A 20,721-nucleotide genomic window follows, 5' to 3' on the forward strand; every position below is an offset into this window, starting at 1 on the left:
CTCAATTCACTCTTTCTTCATTCTGAAAACAGGGATCACACGTCATGACTGATTTTGCCTCTTTACTGCAGCAGGGAAATGCCTGGTTTTTTATCCCGGGCGCGATTGCACTGGGTGCGCTGCACGGCCTGGAGCCGGGCCACTCAAAAACCATGATGGCGGCCTTTATTATTGCGGTGAAAGGGACGGTCAGACAGGCGGTGATGCTGGGACTGGCGGCGACGTTATCGCATACCCTGATAGTCTGGCTGATTGCCCTCGGCGGGATGTATATCAGTGCCCGGTTCACGCCGGAAGCCGTAGAGCCGTGGCTGCAGATGGTATCGGCGGTGATTATTCTGGCAACTGCATTCTGGATGTTTATGCGGACATACCGTGGTGAAAAAAACTGGCTGACAGAAATGCAGCAGGAAAGCCATACACACAGTGACCATCATCATGAGCATGATCATCATCACAGCCATGAACATGACCAGGATCATCATCACCATCATGCAGAGCATCACCACGATCATCATGACCACCATGATGGCGAATATCAGGATGCGCATGCCAGAGCACATGCTCATGAAATCAAAACCCGGTTTACCGGCGGCAAAGCCACCAACAGCCAGGTGTTACTGTTCGGCCTGACCGGCGGGTTAATTCCGTGTCCGGCTGCGATTACTGTTTTGCTGATCTGTCTGCAACTGAAGGCTTTTACCCTGGGCGCAACCATGGTGCTCAGTTTCAGTATCGGGCTGGCACTGACACTGGTCACGGTCGGCGTGGTGACTGCGGTGGGGCTGCGCCAGGTCAGCCGCCGCTGGCAGGGGCTGGGTGATATCGCCAAAAAAGCACCGTACTTTTCGGCGACGCTGATAGCGCTGGTCGGGCTTTATATGGGGATCCACGGTTATATGGGGCTGGCAAACTGATGCCTTTGGCGGGTGTGGTCGTTTGAGGTAAATCAAAAAGAGCTTGCCGGATAACAAAATATATGGCTTAATATCGGCATTGGTTTGGAAGTACAGACCTATTTATGTCAGTCCGATTTTAAGTTGTTCTCCGTCAAGCGTTATCCAAGATACCACTTCATAGCGAATTCCTTCTGATAGTTCCCATAAGTAAAAACGTAATCAAACCGCTTATATGCCTTATGGCAACAAAATCAATTTAAAGGAAATTCATATGTCCGCAACAATTACCGGTACTGTAAAATGGTTTAACGATGATAAAGGTTTTGGCTTTATCACTCCAGCTGACGGCAGCAAAGACGTGTTCGTTCACTTCTCTGCAATCCAGAGCGACAGCTTCAAATCTCTGGCAGAAGGCCAGCAGGTTTCTTTCACCATCGAAAATGGTATGAAAGGCCCGGCTGCAGCTAACGTGGTTGCTCTGTAATCACCGCTGTCAGTAACAGATTTTAAAAACCTCACTCCGGTGAGGTTTTTTTATGTCTGTAAAACAGAATCGTGGCGGAAACCGGCAAACTATGAATATAATTTGCTCATCATTTAAGGAGTAAGTTATGTCTCAGAATATTTATGATAATCCGGATTTCTTTGCCGGTTATGCCACGCTGCCCCGCTCAGCAGAAGGACTGGACGGCGCGCCGGAGTGGACTGCCATGCAGACATTGCTGCCGTCACTGGCCGGGAAGTCAGTGATCGACCTGGGTTGCGGATATGGCTGGTTTAGCCGCTGGGCAAAAGAGCAGGGCGCTGCCCGGGTGACCGGTTTTGATCTGTCTGAGAAAATGCTGGCGAAAGCCGCATCGATGACCACGGATCCTGATATTACCTGGCTGCGCGCCGATCTCGAGACACTGCAATTACCGGCGGCACAAAGTGATGTGATTTACAGCTCGCTGGCACTGCATTATCTGCGTGATATCCCGGCACTGTTTGCCACGCTGTATCAGGCACTGGTTCCGGGCGGCCGTCTGGTTTTTTCCGCAGAACACCCGATCTACACAGCTCCTGTCATTCAGAACTGGTGCACGGACAGTGCGGGTAATAAAGCCTGGCCGGTCAATCAGTACCAGCAGGAAGGCGTCAGGATCAGCAACTGGTTTGCCGACGGCGTGGAAAAGCAGCACCGGAAATTATCCACCTGGATAAATGCGCTGATTACAGCCGGTTTTGAAATCACCGCTATGAATGAGTGGGGGCCGTCAGCGGCACAGATTGCTGCCAATCCGGCACTGGATGAAGAAAAAGAACGGCCGATGATCTTTCTGCTCAGCGCCCGCAAGCCGGAATAGTGGCTGACGGGCGGGGTTGTTCCGCAGTTTACAGCGTGAATTTATGCTTTCTTATCAGCACAAACAGACCGGCAACCGCTGCGAGGATAAGGAACCAGGCAAGGTAAGTATGCAGCGGCAGGGCAAGGATTGTCGCGCTGACAAAATACCCTGCAGAGACAATAACGCTTCCCCATATTGCCCCGCCGAGAATATTCAGCACAAAAAATTTCAGCGGATTAATACCGGCGGCTCCGATAATAACGGGGCCGATAGTTCTTAATCCGTAAGCGAAACGTATTCCGATAATAATCAGGCTTTCGCGGCGGTGAATTATCCGCTGCAGACGGGCTATTTTATCCGCATGTTTATGAATGCGGGGCAGGATCCGGTTTCCGGCAAAATAACCGGTAAAAAACAGAACATTGTCACTGATAATTCCGCCCAGTGCGGCCACCAGCATCACTTTCGGGTAGGATAATAACTGATGGTGTGCGGCAATACCGGATAAAAATGCAGCGGTTTCCCCTTCAATCATAGTACCGAAAAAGGTTGCCCAATAGCCGTATTCTGTAATCCAGTGTGTCAGTAATGTTTCCATCCGCCACTCCGTTTAAAATAAACCGGCGGAGATATTAATACATAATCCCAGTATCGCCATATTAAAAACAAAAGAGACAACGGATTGCATTAATACCGCGCGGCGCATCGGGGATGACGCGATTTCGACATCGGCAGTCTGTGAGGCGACGGCAATCGTAAATGAGAAATACATAAAATCAGAGTAAGCGGGTTCAGCCGGTCTGTCCGGAAATAATAACCACGGTTTTTCCTGTTGCGGGTTGGTGTAATAAAGGTGCGCATAGTGCATGGTAAATCCGGCCGGTAATAAGAGCCAGGAGGACACTAATGTGGATGCGGTCAGAATATACTGGAAAGCTTTATCATTACCGGTCAGGTTACCGTGCCCGCCGAGGGCAAAAAAGAGCACCAGTAAACTGACACAACACCCGGCCAGCAGGAAAAACATCACCATGCGGGCGCTTTCATCCTCAATTTTAGTCAGTTTACGGATATCTTTTACTTTCTTATTAATGATCCGCTCAAAAAGAAACAGCAAATACACCCAGGAGAAGGCATTCCAGCTGAGGATCAGGCACATCAGTGCACTCTGTACGGGCAGCAGAGCAAAAAAAGTCACAAACGCGACCATCAGAGAGATAATAAAACGCGGACGCGAGTGAAAGGCGTGCCGGAAAATATGAGTAATGCGAATACCATAGCGCAACATACCAGTATCCTGTTCAGAAAGATGACATTTTATTATACCAAATATCCGGCAGCAGGGGCGGTATCACTTTTTCGGATGCGTACTTTTTATATACTGATTATCCCTGCCATTTAAAGTGTCTTTCCATGAGCATAACATTTCTTATTGTCATGTTTTTTGTCGCCGTGGCCGCCGGATTTATCAATGTGGTATCAGGCGGCGGTGGTTTTCTGTCGATTACCGCATTGCTGATTTCCGGGTTACCACCTGCTAACGCACTGGCAACAAATAAGATGCAGGCACTGGGCAGTTCATTAACATCCGGTATTTATTTCTTGCGTCAGGGGCGGATTGATTTAAAGAATAATAAATGGGTATTTATTGCGACATTCTTCGGTGCTGCATCCGGCACGATTTTTGTACAGTTTATCGATCCGACTTTTCTGAAAAAATTACTGCCGGGATTAATTATCAGTGTCACGCTGTACTTTATTTTTGCCCCTGATATCACTAAATCCAAAGAAAAACAGCGTGTTTCTTTTTTCCTGTTTTCATTTATCTGCGGCGGCGGTGTCGGGTTTTATGACGGATTCTTAGGTGCCGGCGCCGGGACATTTTATACCATCAGTTATATGCTGCTGTTAGGATACCGGATCGATAAAGCACAAATTCACTCCAATTTTCTGAACCTGGCCTCCAATACCTCGTCCGTTATCTTTTTTATCGCGGGCGGTAAAATGATGTGGTCGCTGGGATTACTGATGTTTGCCGGACAAGCCATCGGGGCGCGGCTGGGAGCAGGTGTTGTACTGAGCTCCGGCCTGAAAGTCATAAAACCGATGATTATTCTGGTCTCCGCCGGGATCAGCACCAAAATGTTATTTGATATGTATTTTTAGCAGATACAGCCGCAGGGACAAAATCGCCGGAAGAATACGACACACTTCAGGCCACTCTCATTAAAAATGAGAGTCAGCTGCTGCCGCACCGGGTTGATCCTTTTACCGTTCTGACAGAAGTCACCCGGGAGAATAACGTGATTATCCTGAATCATCAGGTTACCGGTCTGCCGCCGGAATTGTTCAGAGAAGAAAATAACTATTTTTCGGACGGCACCCGGGTGATGCAGATAAATATCAAACCATCAGATTGCGGGGTGTAAATGATCTCCGTCAGCGGGTGATATAATCGTTACTACCGGAACATATTGCCATAATCTGTTCTTTTATCCAGTGGTGCCCGGGGGAATTGCATAATGCCGGATTATAATAAGCTCTTAAAATATACTGCGGTGCGGGGAAAGGCACCGGGAATACCACTAAATCCTGCATGTTAAAAAGAGATGTAATTCCTTTTTCCGGCAATGTGATAATCAGGTCTGTCTGAGAAACAATCAGCGGGGCAGCCATCAGACTGGGTAACTCCACCATTATCCGCCGTTTCAGTTGCTGTTTTTCCAGATAGGTATCAATAGCGCCCTGTGAATCCGCCCAGGGACGAACCACGACATGACCGGCGGCAAGATATAATGCTTGTGTAAGCATATTATTAATTTCTGGGTGTCCCCGGCGGACTGCAACAATATAATTGTCGGTAAAGCAGGTTATTGCTTCCGTTTCTCTCTGCGGAAATTTTTGTCCTTCCTCGAACCCGAGAGCAAAATCCACTTTGCCGGAACGGATATCATTAACAGCATTAAAATTCTGTGAATACAATAATCTTATAGTGATACCCGGGGCCAGGCGGTTAATACGGGATATTAATCCCGGCATAATAACGGCGGCGGTGTAATCGGTCGCGGCAAATGTGAATGTATCCGTACTCAGAGCCGGATCGAAGGCATTCATTTGACGAAAACAGACGGAGAGTGTTTGTAAAGCGGCTGAAATCTGCGGCGCTATATTTTCAGCTTTGGCCGTTGGTACCATTTTTCCGCCGTGACGGATAAAAAGCGGGTCACCGAGAGAATTCCGCAGACGGTTAAGGGCATGACTGAGTGCTGACGGACTCAGTGCGAGCTGATCTGCTGCAAGGCTGATATTGCGGTGCCTGTAAACAGCATCAAAGACCAGCAGTAAATTCATATCCGTTTTTCGCAGGGATGAATACATAGCTGCCTGTTTTCGTAATGTAAAAGTAAGAAGATTTTATCAGAAAAACAAAAATGAATATTATGCATTTTTAGTCTGTATAAAATGCAGTAGCCGCAGATTAAAAAAGCATTACTATGTTGACCAACACATTTAGTCAGGAGATATATGAGATGTTAACCCCCGTATTTCGTCAGGTCACAGCAGCAGATGTTGATCGCTGTTATGAAATTGAAACTGTTTCTTATGAAGGTGATGAAGCGGCAACACGGGAAAAAATTGCATTACGTGCAAAACGCTATCCGGAAGGTTTCTTGTGTATGCTGGTGGATAACTGCATTGCTGGTTTTATTAATGCAGGTTGTGCTGATAACGTGGTGATGTCTGATGAGGAGTTTAAAGAGCTTGTCGGTCATGATCCTGACGCACCCAATGTGGTGATTATGTCAGTGGTGGTTCATCCGGATTTTCAGGGGAAAGGGTATTCTTCCCTGCTGATGCGGGAATTTATCTCCCGTATGAAAGCAATGAATAAAAAAACGGTTTATCTGATGTGTAAAGAGCAGCATATTGCGCTTTATTCACATTTTGGTTATGAGTACATTAAACTTTCAGAGTCTGACCATGGCGGAATGACCTGGCATGAAATGTATATGACACTCTGATAAAACCTTATTGCTCTCTTATCCGCCGGATCTCAGCCAAAGGCGTAGTCTGCACAGGCATTGTGCTTTATACTGCGCGCTGTAATGACTCAGTAACAGATGATTAAGCAGGTGGTAATGGCGATGAACGGAACAATCACAACATGGTTTGAAGATAAAGGCTTTGGGTTTATCAAAGATGAGAACGGGGATAACCGTTATTTTCATGTGGTTAAGGTCGCCAATCCTGACCTGATTAAGAAAAATGCCGCCGTGACATTTGAGCCCGGCACTAATAATAAAGGGCTGTCAGCCTATGCGGTAAAAGTGGTGCCGGAAAGCAAATACGTTTTTATCGCCGGTGAGCGTATTAAGCTGACGGCCATTAAGTCCTTCGTGGTTTACAGTGAGGAAGAAGCGGCTGATACCGGGATTGATAAAGAGAACGTGGTACTGTCTGTTGGTGTGCTGATGAACAACATCAAACCAAAATCCGCCGGCCCGGCCGAAATGCGCACACTCAGAAAACTGGCGATCACCACACAGCACGGCACTACCCTGATTTTTTCAGAAGATGAAATAGATATCGATGAGACGGTGAAAATACTTAAGGTGTGATGGCCTGCGGATTACAGACACAAAAAAACCAACCCTAACAGGTTGGTTTTCTTATATAAATACTGGTCGGCATGACAGGATTTGAACCTGCGACCCCCGACACCCCATGACGGTGCGCTACCAGGCTGCGCTACATGCCGAATGTTATCTATACTACTGTTTTCTTTGGTTAAAGCAAGACGCTACTGTACCAGTTGCACTTTTTTTATCCCGGGATCAGTGGGTATCGATAAAGCGTTTCTGCTCTGTCAGAACCTGGAGTAATTCAGCCATATCCGGTTTGGCATTGCGGATCTTCTCATTATTCTCATCAAAGCGCTGGTATTTACCCTGAGCGGTCAGCAGTGATGCGGAATCCGGCTTGATAATCACCAGATTGCTGTTATCGCCGGTGAATATCCGTGGCTTGCGCCGTGTAGTAGTGAACAGATCATCACCCTGGGTGTATTCTCCCGGCGGATTGCTGACGTGCAGCAGTCTCTGCATCAGGGTTGCCATAATATCCGGATGTGCGGTCAGTTTGCTGATGGTTTGTGCCGGGGTATCCGGCCAGTGAATAATCAGCGGCACGCGTAACTGGTCGCGGTTAAATTTGCCGTCGGTGACCCAGCTGTCCTGTAATTTGGCCATGCTGTCACCGGCACCGGCGGTGATGACAATCACTGTTTTATCCCACTCACCACGCGCACGGATATCCTGAATCAGTGTACCCAGTGTGTTATCAATATCTGTCATATCCGGGGCGGAATGACCGTCCGGTAACGGTGTGCTGAGGTTAATCAGTGCAAACCACGGCTGATCTTTGCGGGTCTGTTTCAGCCAGACTGACCAGCGATCTGCCACATCCGCAGAAGCAGTTCCGCTGTTATTCTGTCCGTCACGCAGCGGCGGCAGGCTATAATCCGCCAGCAGGGCATAGCGGAAGAGCGGGGAGGCAAAGTTTTCTGTGGAGAAGAACCCTGACTGATAATTCTGTGCACTCAGCGCCGTCATCAGTGCGGACGGAATGCGTCCGTTGAGAATACCGTCATAATAGGTACCTGAGATGCCGTAATAGAGCCCGAACTGTGCCCGCTCCGGATTAATTTCACTGCTGTAGTGCTGTGTGAATTGTGTGCTTTCCTCTGCAAACCGGTTCAGGTTCGGCATTGCCTTATTAATATCTTCCCGGCTCAGCGAGGTGAGGGTGATAAGCAGTAAATTGTAGCCGCTGCCATTGTCTGCATAGGTCAGTTTGTTGATCGGGTACTCAACACCCTGGGCGGTCGGGTCGCCGTGCAGAAGTAACTGCTGCTCATAACTGGTGCTGTCGAGCAGGCCGTGACGCTCCAGGAATTTGCGGGCAGTCATCGGGTAAGAGACCGGCAGGTTATAGCGCTGCATCGTCACCGGGCGGTAGAAATTGGCATCCGCCCAGATATACATAATATGAGAGGTAATAAAGGCGGTGATAAATACCACCGCAACAGGTTTACCGAATTTTTGCCGGTTCAGGCTGCGCAGTTTCTGCCAGCTCCAGGTGCCGAACAGCATTTCGATCAGGAAGATAACCGGGATCGCAATAAAGATAAACTGCCAGCGCCGCGCCATTTCCCCCTGTTCAGGGTTCACGACCAGATCCCACACCACCGGGTTTAAATGCAGGCGGAACTGTTCATAGATGCCGATATCAAACAGCAGCAGTGTCAGCCCGGCTGTACCGAGGGCGGCGGATAAAAAGCGCAGCAGCCGTTGTGACATCACCACAAAGGTGAGCGGGAACACAATCAGCAGATAGAGGGCGAATGCCAGGAAACTGAAATGTCCCAGCCAGCTGGTGATGGCGTAAATGCGGCCAATCAGCGTGTCCGGCCAGTCAGAAATAAACAGGTAACGGCTGCTGAGTGCAAGACTCAGCAGGATATTAAACAGGGTGAACCAGTGTCCCCAGCTAATCATCTGGGAAACTTTGTCACCGTATTTCGGACGATACGTTACCATAGAATTTCGTCGTCAGCCGGAATGCGGTCAGTGCGCTTTATCTTCACTGACGGAAGATTGCAGGGCGCGGGCGAAGGATTCAGCAATATGAGCGCGTTGTGACGGCGCAACACTGGTATTGATGAGATTGGTCACCATATTTCCTAACACCATAAGAGAAAGGTCGGTCGGTGTCCGGTTTTTTTCCAGCACACTGACCAGCTCAGCCAGTAACTTTTCAACGTGTTCATCACTGTAGCGGGATGATTGCGGCATAAACGTAGATATCCTGATTGTACAAAGCTCTATATCATAACTGATGAGCGGCCGTATTTCTGCTTTTTGCGGAAAATTATTTCAATTATGGATCCGGTTACGCAGGGAATACGCCATTTTCAGTATGCACGCCGCTGATTATCCTGTCTTGTCACATTCTCCTGTGATTGTGACTTGCGCACAGATTACAACGGTGTTTGAATACGCGCAAACGAGGCCGAAGGAGTAAAAGATGAGTCTGGATATCATTCAGATTGCGTTGCATCAATTGATTAAACGCGATGAACAGACACTGGAAGTAGTGCTGCGGGACACACCACTGGAAAAAACCGCCATTGTTGAGGAAATGATGGCTGAGCTGCACCGGGTCTACAGCGCGAAAAGCAAAGCGTACGGTGTGTTTAATGAAGAGAGTGAACTGTCAGAGGCACTGCGTCTGCAGCGGCAGGGCGAAGAGGAATTTCACGCCTTTACCCGTGCGGCAACCGTCCGCCTGAAGGATGAGCTGGCAAAATACCCGTTTGCCCAGGGCGGTGTGGTGTTATTTGCCCATTACCGCTATCTGGCGGTGGAGTATCTGCTGGTGGCGGTACTCGATAGCTGCCAGAGCATGCTGGTCAATGAGAGCCTGGAGCTTAACAGCACCCATTATCTGGATATTCCGCATGCGGATATTATCGCCCGTATTGACCTGACCGAATGGGAAACAAATCCGGAATCCAGCCGTTACCTGACCTTCCTCAAAGGCCGTGTCGGTCGCAAAGTCTCCGATTTCTTTATGGATTTCCTCGGTGCCGCTGAAGGCTTTAATGCCAAAATCCAGAACAAAGGGCTGTTACAGGCACTGGACGATTACTGCGAGGAGGCTCAGGCGGACAAACAGGAGCGCCAGTCTTACCGCAAACAGGTGTTTGATTACTGCACGGAGCAGTTACAGAGCGGTGAAGAGATTCAGCTGACAGAGCTGTCTGCGGAACTGCCGCCGCTGGGTGAGCAGAGTTTTGCGCAGTTTACTCAGGAAAAAGAGTACGGACTGGAGGATTCGTTCCCGGCCGATCGCAGCACATTACGTCAGCTGACAAAATTTGCCGGCAGCGGCGGCGGGCTGACCATTAATTTTGATGCGATGTTACTGGGGGAGCGGATTTTCTGGGATGCGGCCACGGATACCCTGACGATTAAAGGGACACCGCCGAATCTGCGGGATCAGTTACAGCGCCGTGGTAATAAAGGATAGTGAGAGCAGAAATAAATAACGCCGCAAAAGCGGCGTTATTTACTCGGCGTCCCGATTAAAGCTCGATAGGTGGCGTAATTAAGCGCGCAGGAAATCGATGTGTGTCAGTTTTGGCTTGAACGGATGACGCTGTACAGCCTGTACTTTCACTTTGGTTTCTTTACCATCGATAACCAGGTTCAGAACTTCGTAAAATTCTGGTTTAGCTTCCTGGTTGATCAGGACGTCGTGGTCCAGTTCGATGGAAACAGGTTCCTGGTTGCCACCATAAACGATAGCAGGGAACTTGTTTGCGCGACGCAGGCGGCGGCTCGCACCCTTACCCTGCTCTTTACGTAATTCAGCATTGATAGTTAACATAACTTTTCTCTTTAACAAGAGTAAAAAAAATCTTTGCTACAGGCGACCCAGCAGCAAAGTCGGTATTTGGCTTCAGCAGGGTTACCCGTGGTGAAGCGGCGTGCATTTTACCGAAAATGCGGACAAACGGCAAACGAAACCCGGTATAAAACCAAAAAAGCAGCATTCAGGATTATGCCAGACTGTCAGATTTGCGGAATCGCCCCTGATAATCAAAGATTTTTTCGCGGATTTGCCAGTAGTTCTCTTTTTTGCGTGAGACAACAAAATCCGGGTAACGCAGCAACACCTGCTGACGGATTACGGATTCTGCATCCTGCCACTGAAACGGCACACCGGGTGCGCGCAGATGCTGTGCCAGAAACTGTTTTTCAAAGACAAAACGCTGTGCCGGGGTGGTCAGGCGGAAACGTTCGCTGACAGTGGTGCCGTCTTCATCGTAATAGTTGATGGTCAGCCATTCACCGCGGTTATCCTGTCCGGCAGAAAGCGCCATACCGCCGCAGCGCAGCACCAGAGCATCTTTCAGGCGCAGTGCGGCTTTCAGCATGTCATCCGGATCACTGAGGACTTCATCACAGTGGCAGCAGCGCCGTGCGGCAATATCATTTTCCCCGTTACAGGACGGGCAGAGTTTAAAGCGGAAACGGAAATCGCATTGATGACGGGCGGATTCATCATCCGCATCAATAATTCCCTGACAGCGGCGGCCATAGTGCTCGATGATATGCCCGTCGTCGGTACATAATCCCCAGAACAAATTAGCAAAGCCGCACAACGGGCAGAATACCTGTACCGGCTGGCTTTTGCTGTTTGGTTTGTGATTGCCGACTTCCGGCATATAAAGGTCATGCGGGTTTCCGGCGTAATCGAGGATCAGACACTCCGTTTTTCCGGGAGACAGGCGCAGGCCGCGGCCGGCAATTTGCTGGTAGAGGCTGACTGATTCAGTCGGGCGCAGAATGGCAATCACATCCACATGCGGGGCATCAAACCCGGTGGTGAGCACGGAAACGTTGACCAGATAATGCAGCTCCCGCGCTTTGAAATTCCGGATTATCGTTTCCCGCTCCGCAGGCGGGGTATCCGCACTGACCAGCGCCGCTTCGCCCGGCGGCAGCAGTGATACAATTTCCGCCGCATGTTCCACAGTGGCGGCAAATATCATGCAGCCCTGACGGGGCGCGGCATACTCAATAATCTGGCGGACAATACGCGGTGTGATCCGCTTTTGTTTTTTTACTTCCCGCGCCAGCACCTGCGTGTCAAACATCCCGGCGGCGCTGACCGGTACCTGTGAAAAATCATATTGCAGCACCGGCATATCCAGCCGCTGAGGCGGTACCAGATACTGATGGCTGACCATATAACGCAGAGGCAGTTCATAAATACAATCACGGAAGAAGCATTCATGATCGCCGCGGATCATGCCATGATAGTGATACTGATAGATCCAGCCGCTGCCCAGCCGGTACGGCGTGGCTGTCAGGCCGAGGATGCGCAGGGCTGGGTTATTTTTCTGCAGATGCTGTATCACCTGCTGATACTGACTGTCTTCGCTGAGGCTGATACGATGGCACTCATCAATAATCAGCAGGGAAAATTTGCCGTCAAAATCGGCTGTATTACGGGCGACAGACTGCACGCTGCCGAAAATGACTTTTTGTGAAGACTCTTTTTGTGATAATCCGGCAGAATAGATCCCGGCATCCAACCCGTAAGCCTGATATTTACTGTGATTCTGCTCCACCAGCTCTTTGACATGCGCCAGCACCAGCACACGGCCGTGTGCCAGCCGCGCCAGTTCGGCGATCACCAGGCTTTTTCCCGCTCCGGTGGGCAGAACAATCACCGCAGGCGTGGTGTGTTTGCGGAAATAGAGCAGGGTGGCATCAACAGCCTCCTGCTGATAAGGGCGCAGGGTAAACGTCACAGAAACTCCGGCGGAACAGACAAAATCAGGGCGTCAGCATATCACACTTTGGGCGCGACAATTGACTGCATGACGGAGGATAAACAGCGGAAGCGCCGTCAGAAAGGCGCTGTGATGTTGACGGTTTGTTGTTATAATGATTACTGTGGTTATTATCAAACAAAATTCTTTCATTTTATCTGCTTATCAGCCGGCAGTATGCTGCGGGCACGTCAGGTTTAAGAGACATTCATGCGATTAGATAAATTTCTTGCCCATCAGATGGGTATCAGCCGGAACCTTGTGGCCAGAGAGCTGCGTGCGGGGATGGTGACTGTGGATGGTGAGGTCGTGAAAAACGGCGCACTGAAAGTCAGCGCGGAGAACGAGGTGGCGTATGACGGCAATGTGATGACACACGTCACCGGGCCGCGCTACTTTATGCTGAATAAACCGCAGGGCTATGTCTGCTCAACGGATGACCCGGTTAACCCGACTATTCTCTATTTTATCGATGAGCCGGTTGCCCATAAACTGCATGCCGCCGGACGGCTGGATATTGATACCACCGGGCTGGTGCTGATGACGGACGACGGACAGTGGTCGCACCGCATCACCTCACCGAAACATCATTGCGAGAAAACCTACCGTGTCACCCTGGCGGAGCCGGTGGCGGACACTACCGCAGCGCTGTTTGAGCAGGGTGTGATGCTTAACGGCGAACAGCACCCGACCAAACCGGCAAAACTCGAGATTATCACCCCGCAGGATGTGCGGCTGACAATTTCCGAAGGGCGCTATCACCAGGTCAAACGTATGTTTGCTGCTGCCGGTAACCATGTGGACGAACTGCACCGCGAGCGTATCGGCGGCATTGTGCTGGATGACAGCCTGGAGCCGGGGGAATACCGCCCGCTGACTGATGAGGAAATTCAGTCGGTTCTCTGAACACCTTTTTTACTGAATCCAATACGGAGTAACAGGCGTGCAAGTGCAACGTTCGGCCTATTTCGGCCTGATTTTTATCCTGGGGCTGTTATCGATGCTGATGCCTCTGGCTATCGATATGTATCTGCCAAGCATGCCGACCATTGCCCGTGACTTTGGTGTCACTGAGGGCGATGTCCAGATGACACTCAACAGTTACCTGATCGGTTTCGCCGCCGGGCAACTGGTATACGGTCCGATGGCGGATGCGCTCGGCCGCAAGCCGGTGATCCTCGGGGGAACACTGATTTTCGCCCTGGCCTCCGCCGGATGTGCGATGTCTCAGGATATCGGCACCTTTATCGGGATGCGCGGGCTGCACGGCTTTGCAGCGGCTGCGGCAAGTGTGGTGATCAACGCCCTGATGCGCGATATGTTCACCAAAGATGAATTTTCCCGCAGTATGTCGTTTGTGGTGCTGGTAATGACAGTGGCACCGCTGCTGGCACCGATCATGGGCGGTATGATGATGCTCTGGTTCAGCTGGCACGCGATTTTCTGGACCATCATGATTGCCGCGCTGATCGCTGCACTGCTGGTGCTGTTCTTTATCCGCGAAACCCTGCCGAAAGAGCGGCGCCAGCCGTTCCGGCTGCGGATCATGCTCGGCCAGTTTGTCACACTGTTCCGCCAGAAGCGCGTACTGTGTTATATGGTGGCATCCGGTTTTTCATTTGCCGGGATGTTTTCGTTTTTATCCGCCGGGTCATTCGTTTACATTCAGCTTTACGGGCTGACGGAGCTGGAATTTGGTTACTGCTTCGCACTGAATATTGTTTTCCTGTTTATTATGACCACCATTAACAGCCGTTATGTCCGCCGTTTCGGCGCACTGAATATGCTGCGCACCGGGCTGGTGGTGCAGTTACTGGCCGGATGCTGGCTGGTGCTGGCCGCATCCGCCGATCTCGGCTTTGTGGCGCTGATGATAGGTGTGGCCTGTTATGTGGGAAATATTGCCATGATCACATCAAATGCCATGGCGGTGATTCTGGATGATTATCCGCATATGGCCGGTACAGCCTCATCACTGGCCGGTGTGCTGCGGTTTGGTATCGGTGCGGGTGTCGGTGCGGTGGTGGCTTCATTTAACATGACAACGGTCTGGCCGATGGTCGGTGCGATGGCGCTCTGTATTCTGATTGCCGCCTCTCTGGTGCTGTACGCACGGCGTTTTGCCTGATTTCCTTTCCCTGTTGCCGGTCCGGGAGTTTCCGGGCCGGTTATTTCCGCAATATCAGTAATAGTCGAATGATTACCCCGGATAACTACTCAGGCGTCATTTGGTTGATCTGAGTCATGAAAAGTTACACTAATGTGAATTCTGTTTCGCGGCAGAAAGCAACGTATAATATCGTACGCCTTTCTCTTAATTATATAATTAACTGATATTTCATCGTATTTACGGGTATGCGGGTCATTACAACGCGGAATTATATCCTTCATCATTCAATTTCAGCTATATGATATAAAATAAATCAGTTGAGAAAATTAACAAAACAGTATACAAATAGAGGCAATTGGATTGATGATGTTAACATCCGGCGAAAAAGCACAATGTGTTTTATTACCGGATCGGGAGTAAATCACCGGCGTTTCATCATCCGTGAACACAGAATGTTCGTTAATTCCGAAGGATTGGGTCGGAAAATTTATTCAGATGATTCACCGGCACAGTAAGACAGGATAATAGTGTGAATAGTAATGCGCTTTCAGTTGTTTCCCGCCTGCCACAGCATTACCGGCTTGCCGGTAATGATGACGGCCGCCGGTTAGAGGCGTTACCGGAATCTTTGCAGAGCAGGGAAGACAGCCTGACCGGTTTAAAATTACTGAGTCACGGCCACCATTCAACATATGATGCACTGTGCGCCATCCGGTCGCACCTGGAAGGATTACGGATTGACAGCCTGATCCTGACCTGGGAAGGGGAGCCGTGCCTGTTTTTACACAGTGATGATGAAAGTACCGCACTGTGTGCCCTGAAAACCGCAGGGGCGGCAATTGCGGAAAATATTTCTGCCCGTTACCCCTTCTGACAGGGAACACCGCCCTTCTGTGTGACGGATTTTGATAAAATGCAGACATAAAAAAAGCTTCCTGAAAAGGAAGCTTTTTCTTTTTAAATAATACACTGCAAGGGAGTGAATGTATTATTTAATTAAACGGCGCCCGTCGTAATAACGGTTGTTCCAGTATTTATCCGTCATGTTTGAGACGATAACACCGTTTGATGTAGATGCATGGACAAATTTGTCATTGCCGACATAAATACCGACATGGCGCTGACGTTTTCCGGTTTTAAATAACACCAGGTCACCGGCCTGTAACTTAGCGCGTTTTACGCTGGTGCCGACAGACTGCTGCTCTGCTGTTGAACGCGGCAGTTCCATACCGAACTGGTCGAGGAAAGTCTGACGGACAAACGCGGAGCAATCAATACCGGAGCGGGTGGTGCCGCCGAGGCGGTAAGCAACGCCTTTCCAGCTGGCATACTGAGACATCAGTTTGGATTTAACATCAACATTATTAACTAACTGTTCGAATTCATCCTGAGACGCTTGCAAGATAAAACTGTTTGTACGGGTTTCAGATTGAACTTGACGGGCTGAATTTGGAGATGTACTGCATGCTGACAATGTCGCCGCGATAATCAATGCCGGAACAATCCGGGTGATATATCTCAGAATTGGTTGAGATGTGACCATGTGTGAGTTTTCCCTTGCAGTCCTTATGTGACAAACGTCACTTTAAAAAACAAAACATATCAACACTAATTAAATCTGCGTATGTGCACAATATGTTTATTCTAAAAACGTGCGGAACGGCACGTTTAATATCCATGAACAATTACTGAGGAAAAATTAATCAGTCATCCGTAAAGGTGTAATTATCGGTGAAATTAATCAATTCCTAATAATCGGACGGATTGATACTACATAAAGGTGCCGGAAATGGCGAGGGAAAAAACCTGTTATTTACAAAACCTTAAATTTGTCAGCGAAACAATCAGAATGTGATGTCAAAGATGTTTAACTAATGTGAAATTTTCTTTGTAATATCGGATAAACGGGGCATATGGCGTACCAGAAAATTTACACAATGATCACTCAGCGGTGTCAGTAAAATCCAGGGAACCGTGATTAATGTCAGCGACAGTGAACCGGCCATAATATCGCTGAACCAGTGTGCACCGGCCATTATCCGTGGTAAGGAAAATATAATTGTCAGTAAAACTGCCGCCGCAAAATAACGGAATCCGGCATAACGCCAGACAAAAGCGGCAAAAATGATCAGCATCAGTCCGTGGTCACCCGGAAAACTGCTTTTTGAGGCATCTTTTGTAAAGATCCCGGTGATATCACTGACACGATGAGCCGAATCGAGCACCAGTGTCGGGCTGAGGCGGTTAAAAGGAATTGCCTGTCCGGCCTGATTAATCAGTACCGCACTTATTACCATCACCACACCTGCCATTACCAGACGGCGTTTACCGTCGCTGTCCTGTCTGCGGAAAGCCGCATAATAGATAAGCCCCATCAGCAGGAGTGCTGCCGCATCAAATGCCCGGTTGTTAATAACCGCAATAAATACAGCCAGGGAATGATTACCGGCGAGCGGGGCATTGAAAAAACGGAAAACAGCATGGTCAGGTACCGCCCACCAGCCGTGATCAACCGGCAGGTACCAGGAAAGAAACAGCATGATACCGGCGAGGCTGACAGAAAGCGGAAGTGTGATGCGTTGTACTGCCATGACAAAACCTGACGATAATAAAATATTTTTACGGAAATAGTTCCGGATAGTCTGACAGAAATACGGATAAGGGTTTATGCAGAAAAAGGGAAATAGCGTATGTTATTTTTATGTAAAAGTTGTTAATTTCATGGTGGCATCTATAATCATAAGTGAAAAGGGTAGTGTAGTTAATAAGGCCGAATGTATATCATAAAATAAGGAATTTTAGATTATAACGCTGGCGATATACTAAAAATACGGCTGTTTGTTATAGCGCAGTAAAGATTAGTGACCTATTGTCGATAAAGAATAAGCGAATATTTTTCATCCCGGCGGTAACGGATTGCCTCCGTGAATACTTATCTGACGAGGTATGTTATGAAAAAGCTACAGTTCTTTATTGCTGCTGCAGGCTTATTAATGAGTAGTTTTGCTCCGGCAACTGAAAGTAAAGCCCAGACAGCATCGGGTGTGATCATCTTTCATGGTGCGATTGTTGAAGGCCCCTGTGCAATGGACTTTCAGACCAATGACATCAGTTCCCGCTGTTACCGCTCCGGGATGAAAAAAGAGCGGCTGAATACCCAGACTATTACCCGTAATACCCGGTCAGTTTCTGATTTGATACCGGCGAATATGGGTGATGCAAAACTTCACTGGATGGATGACAGTAAGCTGATAGCGATGGTTATTGTCAGTTATCTTTAATGCAGACTGAGAATCACAATTAATGCATTCAGAGGAAACCGGAAAAATCGTGTGACGTATCACACCACGATATCTGTTTCCTCTTCTTTTTTTGTGTCCGGCGCGTTATAACAGATACAGCGGTAACGTTAACACGCTGGTCGTCAGCCTGACGAAACAACAGTGAGGTGCCTGTGATGAATCATCTTAAGGCTATTTTCAGTGGTATGTTGTTAAGCTTGTCAGTTATCACACCGGGTGCGGCAGCCGGTATCAGTGAAGGGACGATTCTGCTGTCCGGCAGTGTGGTGAATGCCGCCTGTGAGGTCAGTGTCCCGGCGGCGGAACAGCCGCAGAACAGTCAGCCGTCATTTGAATATCGTTGTCTGCGCAACGGAGAGCCCGCCAGTGTGCAGGACAGTATCGCTGAAGGTGAACTTGTGCAGGGGCGTCTGCCGCAGTCAATGGGGCGCACATCTTACTCGGTGCTGAATGAAGAGCGCCGGGAAGCGTATCTGCGGGTGGATTATTTCTGAAGGACGGGAAAAGAACGGCGGGTCAGCCGGTCTCCGCAATGTGCAGAAAACCGGTAACCCGGTAACAGGCAGTTTTTACCGGCTGCGGGAATTAATCCGCGCGGCCCATATAACGGCGTTCCGCGATATGAATGCGGATTTTTTCACCGTTACTCAGGTATTCAGGCACCTGAATCACCAGCCCGGTCGGCAGGGTTGCCGGTTTGGTCCGTGCACTGGCCGATGCTCCTTTGATGCCCGGGGTGGTTTCAATGATTTCCATATCGACAGTCTGCGGCAATTCCAGCGCCAGCACCTGGCCATCCATTGTCAGCACCTGCATACCCGGCAGACCTTCCTCAGGAATAAACAGCAGTTCTTCTTCGATCTGATCTTTTTTCATCGGATACGGTGTGAAGTCTTCATCATCCATAAAGACATACTCATCACCGTCGACATAAGAGAGCTGAACAGCGCGGCGGGTTAAGGTAATGGTCTCAATAATATCATCGCCTTTAAAACGCTCTTCCACTTTCTGACCGGTACGGACATCAGTAAAACGCATTTTGTACAGGGTGCTGGCCCCGCGGGCACTTGGCGTCTGGACATCGATATCTTTGACCATCAGCAGTTTGCCGTTATAGCTCACTGCGGTTCCGCGTTTAATTTCATTGGCTTTTGCCATAATTTGTCCCGTTACATAATGAATATCAATAGTAAAGCAGGCCTTAAAGCCTGCGGATTGGCGACAAAATTACTCGCAGTTTTTCCAATGTGCAAGCCCAAATTATCACACCCGCCTGCAGAAATGCGGCGGGTGTGATATCCGGGTGAAATCAGCGGTAAACCGGCAGGAGATCCATCATGGATAAAATATGTGTGACGGCGTTGAGAAGCCCGAACAGAATGATAAAGATGATCATCGCATTGCCGCCCGGCACCCGGTAGGCTGCCTGCGGGAAGCGGCGGCGGGTGGCTTTTGCCATCAGCGCCGGGACAATCACCGCCCAGATGGTCGCTGCCAGCCCGGCATAGCCGATGGCATACAGGAATCCGTCCGGGTACAGCACTGCCAGAATCGCCGGCGGAACAAAGGTAAACACGGCGGATTTCAGACGGCCGGTGCCGTTATCCTTAAACTTAAAGAAGTCTGCGATGTAGTCAAACAGTCCCAGCGACACCCCGAGGAATGAACTGGCCAGCGCCATATAACTGAAGGCATTAAGTAACTGCACCGTGGTGTCGCTGTTGATAGCCGCTTTCATCTGGTTTAACAGCGCGGTGATATTGCCGCCTTCCGCGATAACCTGCTTAAAGTTTTCGCGCGGGACGTTACCCTGAGCGGCCAGCTGCCATAAGATATAGATCACCAGCGAAATCAGGGAGCCGATAAGCAGGCTGCGTACCACGGATTTCGCGTCATTACGGTAATATTTCACCAGACCCGGCACGTTACCGTGGAAGCCGAATGAGGTCAGCAGGAACGGCAGCGCCACCAGCGCATACGGCAGATAACGGGCTTCCGGGTCCTGTGTGTTAAATAACACCGCGGTTTTCACTTCCGTGATCATGCCACCGGCGGACATCACAAATGCAATCACCATCCCGCCGATTAAAATGGTGCACAGGCGGTCAACGGCTTTGGTGGAAATCCAGACAATCACGGCCACCACGGCGGCAAAGAAAATTCCGCTCATCGCCGGGGTGATATTGAGTCCGCGTGCTGCTAGGTTTTCCTGCAGCATCGAACCACCCGCCGAGATATATGCATAAGTCAGAATATAGAGCACAAAGGCGATGGAGAGCCCGTTAATCACTGACCAGCCGTTACCCAGCAGATCTTTGGTAATAGTGTGAAAGCTGGAGCCTGACGGATAATTGAGGTTTGCCTCGAGGATCATCAGCCCGGAGGTATACATACAAAACCAGGTGTAAATCAGCAGCAGAACGGAGCCGGTAAACCAGACACCCGCAGTCATCACAGGGATGGAAAACATGCCTGCACCGACAGCGGTACCGGCGATAATCATGGCACCGCCCAGGACGGAAGGGCGTTTGGTTTGGGTTATTGCGTCGCTGCTCATTAAATAAATCCTCCGGTTACTCAGCTCCGTGTACTAGCTTGATGATACGGCGGCAAAAAAAGGTTGTAAAGCAGATAAACTGATAAATCCGTGTAATTGTGTGTGATTGAGTGATAAATG

At 49.5% G+C, this 20,721-nt stretch carries 24 protein-coding genes and 1 tRNA gene; 13 read left to right on the forward strand and 12 right to left on the reverse strand.

The window, feature by feature from the left end; translation table 11 throughout:
- The first annotated feature begins 44 nt into the window (after positions 1 to 44).
- The 3 genes from ACSBQN_RS03925 to ACSBQN_RS03935 all read left to right on the forward strand — a co-directional run bounded on the left by ACSBQN_RS03925 (position 45) and on the right by ACSBQN_RS03935 (position 2,245).
- Positions 45 to 917, forward strand: a complete 873-nt coding sequence (locus ACSBQN_RS03925; protein WP_214176843.1) for a nickel/cobalt efflux transporter — start codon at positions 45 to 47, stop codon at positions 915 to 917.
- 253 nt (positions 918 to 1,170) lie between these two features.
- Positions 1,171 to 1,383 (forward strand): transcription antiterminator/RNA stability regulator CspE, encoded by a 213-nt coding sequence (cspE, locus tag ACSBQN_RS03930; protein ID WP_004240684.1) that lies wholly within the window; start codon positions 1,171 to 1,173, stop codon positions 1,381 to 1,383.
- 127 nt (positions 1,384 to 1,510) lie between these two features.
- Positions 1,511 to 2,245 (forward strand): class I SAM-dependent methyltransferase, encoded by a 735-nt coding sequence (locus ACSBQN_RS03935; protein ID WP_201894134.1) that lies wholly within the window; start codon positions 1,511 to 1,513, stop codon positions 2,243 to 2,245.
- A gap of 28 nt (positions 2,246 to 2,273) precedes the next feature.
- Here the strand turns inward: ACSBQN_RS03935 and ACSBQN_RS03940 are convergent, their stop codons facing one another.
- Together ACSBQN_RS03940 and ACSBQN_RS03945 are read right to left on the reverse strand one after the other, a co-directional pair.
- Entirely contained in the window at positions 2,274 to 2,825 is a 552-nt protein-coding gene (locus tag ACSBQN_RS03940; RefSeq protein ID WP_024473463.1) for a DedA family protein, read from the reverse strand.
- 12 nt (positions 2,826 to 2,837) lie between these two features.
- Positions 2,838 to 3,515, reverse strand: a complete 678-nt coding sequence (locus ACSBQN_RS03945; RefSeq protein ID WP_024473462.1) for a DUF1345 domain-containing protein — start codon at positions 3,513 to 3,515, stop codon at positions 2,838 to 2,840.
- Positions 3,516 to 3,640: 125 nt separating this feature from the next.
- Between ACSBQN_RS03945 and ACSBQN_RS03950 the strand changes: the two genes are divergently transcribed.
- Complete coding sequence (locus ACSBQN_RS03950; RefSeq protein ID WP_015422839.1) at positions 3,641 to 4,393, forward strand: TSUP family transporter; 753 nt, start codon at positions 3,641 to 3,643, stop codon at positions 4,391 to 4,393.
- Positions 4,394 to 4,530: 137 nt separating this feature from the next.
- Positions 4,531 to 4,656, forward strand: a complete 126-nt coding sequence (locus tag ACSBQN_RS03955; protein WP_276513036.1) for a hypothetical protein — start codon at positions 4,531 to 4,533, stop codon at positions 4,654 to 4,656.
- 10 nt (positions 4,657 to 4,666) lie between these two features.
- Here ACSBQN_RS03955 and ACSBQN_RS03960 read toward each other — a convergent pair whose 3' ends face one another.
- Positions 4,667 to 5,578, reverse strand: coding sequence for a LysR family transcriptional regulator (locus ACSBQN_RS03960; RefSeq protein ID WP_158604658.1), 912 nt, complete (start codon positions 5,576 to 5,578; stop codon positions 4,667 to 4,669).
- A gap of 179 nt (positions 5,579 to 5,757) precedes the next feature.
- Here ACSBQN_RS03960 and ACSBQN_RS03965 point away from each other — a divergent pair, with 179 nt between their 5' ends.
- Positions 5,758 to 6,249, forward strand: coding sequence for a GNAT family N-acetyltransferase (locus tag ACSBQN_RS03965; protein WP_152695634.1), 492 nt, complete (start codon positions 5,758 to 5,760; stop codon positions 6,247 to 6,249).
- A gap of 117 nt (positions 6,250 to 6,366) precedes the next feature.
- Entirely contained in the window at positions 6,367 to 6,846 is a 480-nt protein-coding gene (locus ACSBQN_RS03970) for a cold-shock protein (RefSeq protein WP_354633320.1), read from the forward strand.
- Positions 6,847 to 6,909: 63 nt separating this feature from the next.
- Here ACSBQN_RS03970 and ACSBQN_RS03975 read toward each other — a convergent pair.
- The 3 genes from ACSBQN_RS03975 to ACSBQN_RS03985 form a co-directional block, all read right to left on the reverse strand.
- Positions 6,910 to 6,986 (reverse strand) — tRNA-Pro (locus ACSBQN_RS03975).
- 76 nt (positions 6,987 to 7,062) lie between these two features.
- On the reverse strand, positions 7,063 to 8,826 hold the full coding sequence (gene yejM / locus ACSBQN_RS03980) for an LPS biosynthesis-modulating metalloenzyme YejM (protein WP_024473458.1): 1,764 nt from the start codon (positions 8,824 to 8,826) through the stop codon (positions 7,063 to 7,065).
- A gap of 27 nt (positions 8,827 to 8,853) precedes the next feature.
- Positions 8,854 to 9,081 carry a YejL family protein gene (locus ACSBQN_RS03985; protein ID WP_004238019.1) on the reverse strand — a complete coding sequence of 76 codons (228 nt, stop codon included), beginning with the start codon at positions 9,079 to 9,081 and terminating at the stop codon, positions 8,854 to 8,856.
- Positions 9,082 to 9,313: 232 nt separating this feature from the next.
- Here ACSBQN_RS03985 and yejK point away from each other — a divergent pair, with 232 nt between their 5' ends.
- Entirely contained in the window at positions 9,314 to 10,318 is a 1,005-nt protein-coding gene (gene yejK, locus ACSBQN_RS03990; protein WP_004238021.1) for a nucleoid-associated protein YejK, read from the forward strand.
- 78 nt (positions 10,319 to 10,396) lie between these two features.
- Here yejK and rplY read toward each other — a convergent pair whose 3' ends face one another.
- Positions 10,397 to 10,678 (reverse strand): 50S ribosomal protein L25, encoded by a 282-nt coding sequence (gene rplY / locus ACSBQN_RS03995; RefSeq protein ID WP_004238022.1) that lies wholly within the window; start codon positions 10,676 to 10,678, stop codon positions 10,397 to 10,399.
- A 172-nt stretch (positions 10,679 to 10,850) separates the two neighbouring features.
- The gene (locus ACSBQN_RS04000; protein WP_220730684.1) at positions 10,851 to 12,611 is read right to left on the reverse strand and encodes a DEAD/DEAH box helicase; all 1,761 of its coding nucleotides are present in this window, start codon (positions 12,609 to 12,611) and stop codon (positions 10,851 to 10,853) included.
- 231 nt (positions 12,612 to 12,842) lie between these two features.
- On the opposite strand from ACSBQN_RS04000, the gene rsuA reads away from it, so the two are divergent.
- The 3 genes from rsuA (at position 12,843) to ACSBQN_RS04015 (ending at position 15,616) form a co-directional block, all read left to right on the forward strand.
- A complete protein-coding gene (gene rsuA / locus ACSBQN_RS04005) occupies positions 12,843 to 13,538 on the forward strand; it encodes a 16S rRNA pseudouridine(516) synthase RsuA (RefSeq protein WP_024473456.1) in 696 nt (231 codons plus the stop codon).
- A gap of 37 nt (positions 13,539 to 13,575) precedes the next feature.
- The gene (locus tag ACSBQN_RS04010; protein ID WP_024473455.1) at positions 13,576 to 14,760 is read left to right on the forward strand and encodes a Bcr/CflA family multidrug efflux MFS transporter; all 1,185 of its coding nucleotides are present in this window, start codon (positions 13,576 to 13,578) and stop codon (positions 14,758 to 14,760) included.
- A gap of 511 nt (positions 14,761 to 15,271) precedes the next feature.
- Positions 15,272 to 15,616, forward strand: a complete 345-nt coding sequence (locus tag ACSBQN_RS04015) for a hypothetical protein (RefSeq protein WP_024473454.1) — start codon at positions 15,272 to 15,274, stop codon at positions 15,614 to 15,616.
- A gap of 114 nt (positions 15,617 to 15,730) precedes the next feature.
- Here ACSBQN_RS04015 and mepS read toward each other — a convergent pair whose 3' ends face one another.
- Both mepS and ACSBQN_RS04025 read right to left on the reverse strand, forming a co-directional pair.
- The gene (gene mepS / locus ACSBQN_RS04020) at positions 15,731 to 16,285 is read right to left on the reverse strand and encodes a bifunctional murein DD-endopeptidase/murein LD-carboxypeptidase (RefSeq protein WP_004240669.1); all 555 of its coding nucleotides are present in this window, start codon (positions 16,283 to 16,285) and stop codon (positions 15,731 to 15,733) included.
- 328 nt (positions 16,286 to 16,613) lie between these two features.
- Positions 16,614 to 17,333 carry a phosphatase PAP2 family protein gene (locus ACSBQN_RS04025; protein ID WP_024473453.1) on the reverse strand — a complete coding sequence of 240 codons (720 nt, stop codon included), beginning with the start codon at positions 17,331 to 17,333 and terminating at the stop codon, positions 16,614 to 16,616.
- Between the two features lie 360 nt (positions 17,334 to 17,693).
- Between ACSBQN_RS04025 and ACSBQN_RS04030 the strand changes: the two genes are divergently transcribed.
- Both ACSBQN_RS04030 and ACSBQN_RS04035 read left to right on the forward strand, forming a co-directional pair.
- Positions 17,694 to 18,023: a type 1 fimbrial protein gene (locus tag ACSBQN_RS04030; protein WP_024473452.1), complete on the forward strand. Its 330-nt coding sequence runs from the start codon at positions 17,694 to 17,696 to the stop codon at positions 18,021 to 18,023.
- Between the two features lie 176 nt (positions 18,024 to 18,199).
- Positions 18,200 to 18,538: a type 1 fimbrial protein gene (locus ACSBQN_RS04035; RefSeq protein ID WP_024473451.1), complete on the forward strand. Its 339-nt coding sequence runs from the start codon at positions 18,200 to 18,202 to the stop codon at positions 18,536 to 18,538.
- A 91-nt stretch (positions 18,539 to 18,629) separates the two neighbouring features.
- Here ACSBQN_RS04035 and yeiP read toward each other — a convergent pair whose 3' ends face one another.
- Together yeiP and mtr are read right to left on the reverse strand one after the other, a co-directional pair.
- On the reverse strand, positions 18,630 to 19,202 hold the full coding sequence (gene yeiP, locus ACSBQN_RS04040) for an elongation factor P-like protein YeiP (RefSeq protein WP_024473450.1): 573 nt from the start codon (positions 19,200 to 19,202) through the stop codon (positions 18,630 to 18,632).
- A 151-nt stretch (positions 19,203 to 19,353) separates the two neighbouring features.
- Complete coding sequence (gene mtr, locus ACSBQN_RS04045) at positions 19,354 to 20,601, reverse strand: tryptophan permease (RefSeq protein WP_024473449.1); 1,248 nt, start codon at positions 20,599 to 20,601, stop codon at positions 19,354 to 19,356.
- Positions 20,602 to 20,721: the final 120 nt, after the last annotated feature.

The organism is Morganella sp. B601 (assembly GCF_051172335.1).
Classification (GTDB): Bacteria; Pseudomonadota; Gammaproteobacteria; order Enterobacterales; family Enterobacteriaceae; genus Morganella; species Morganella morganii.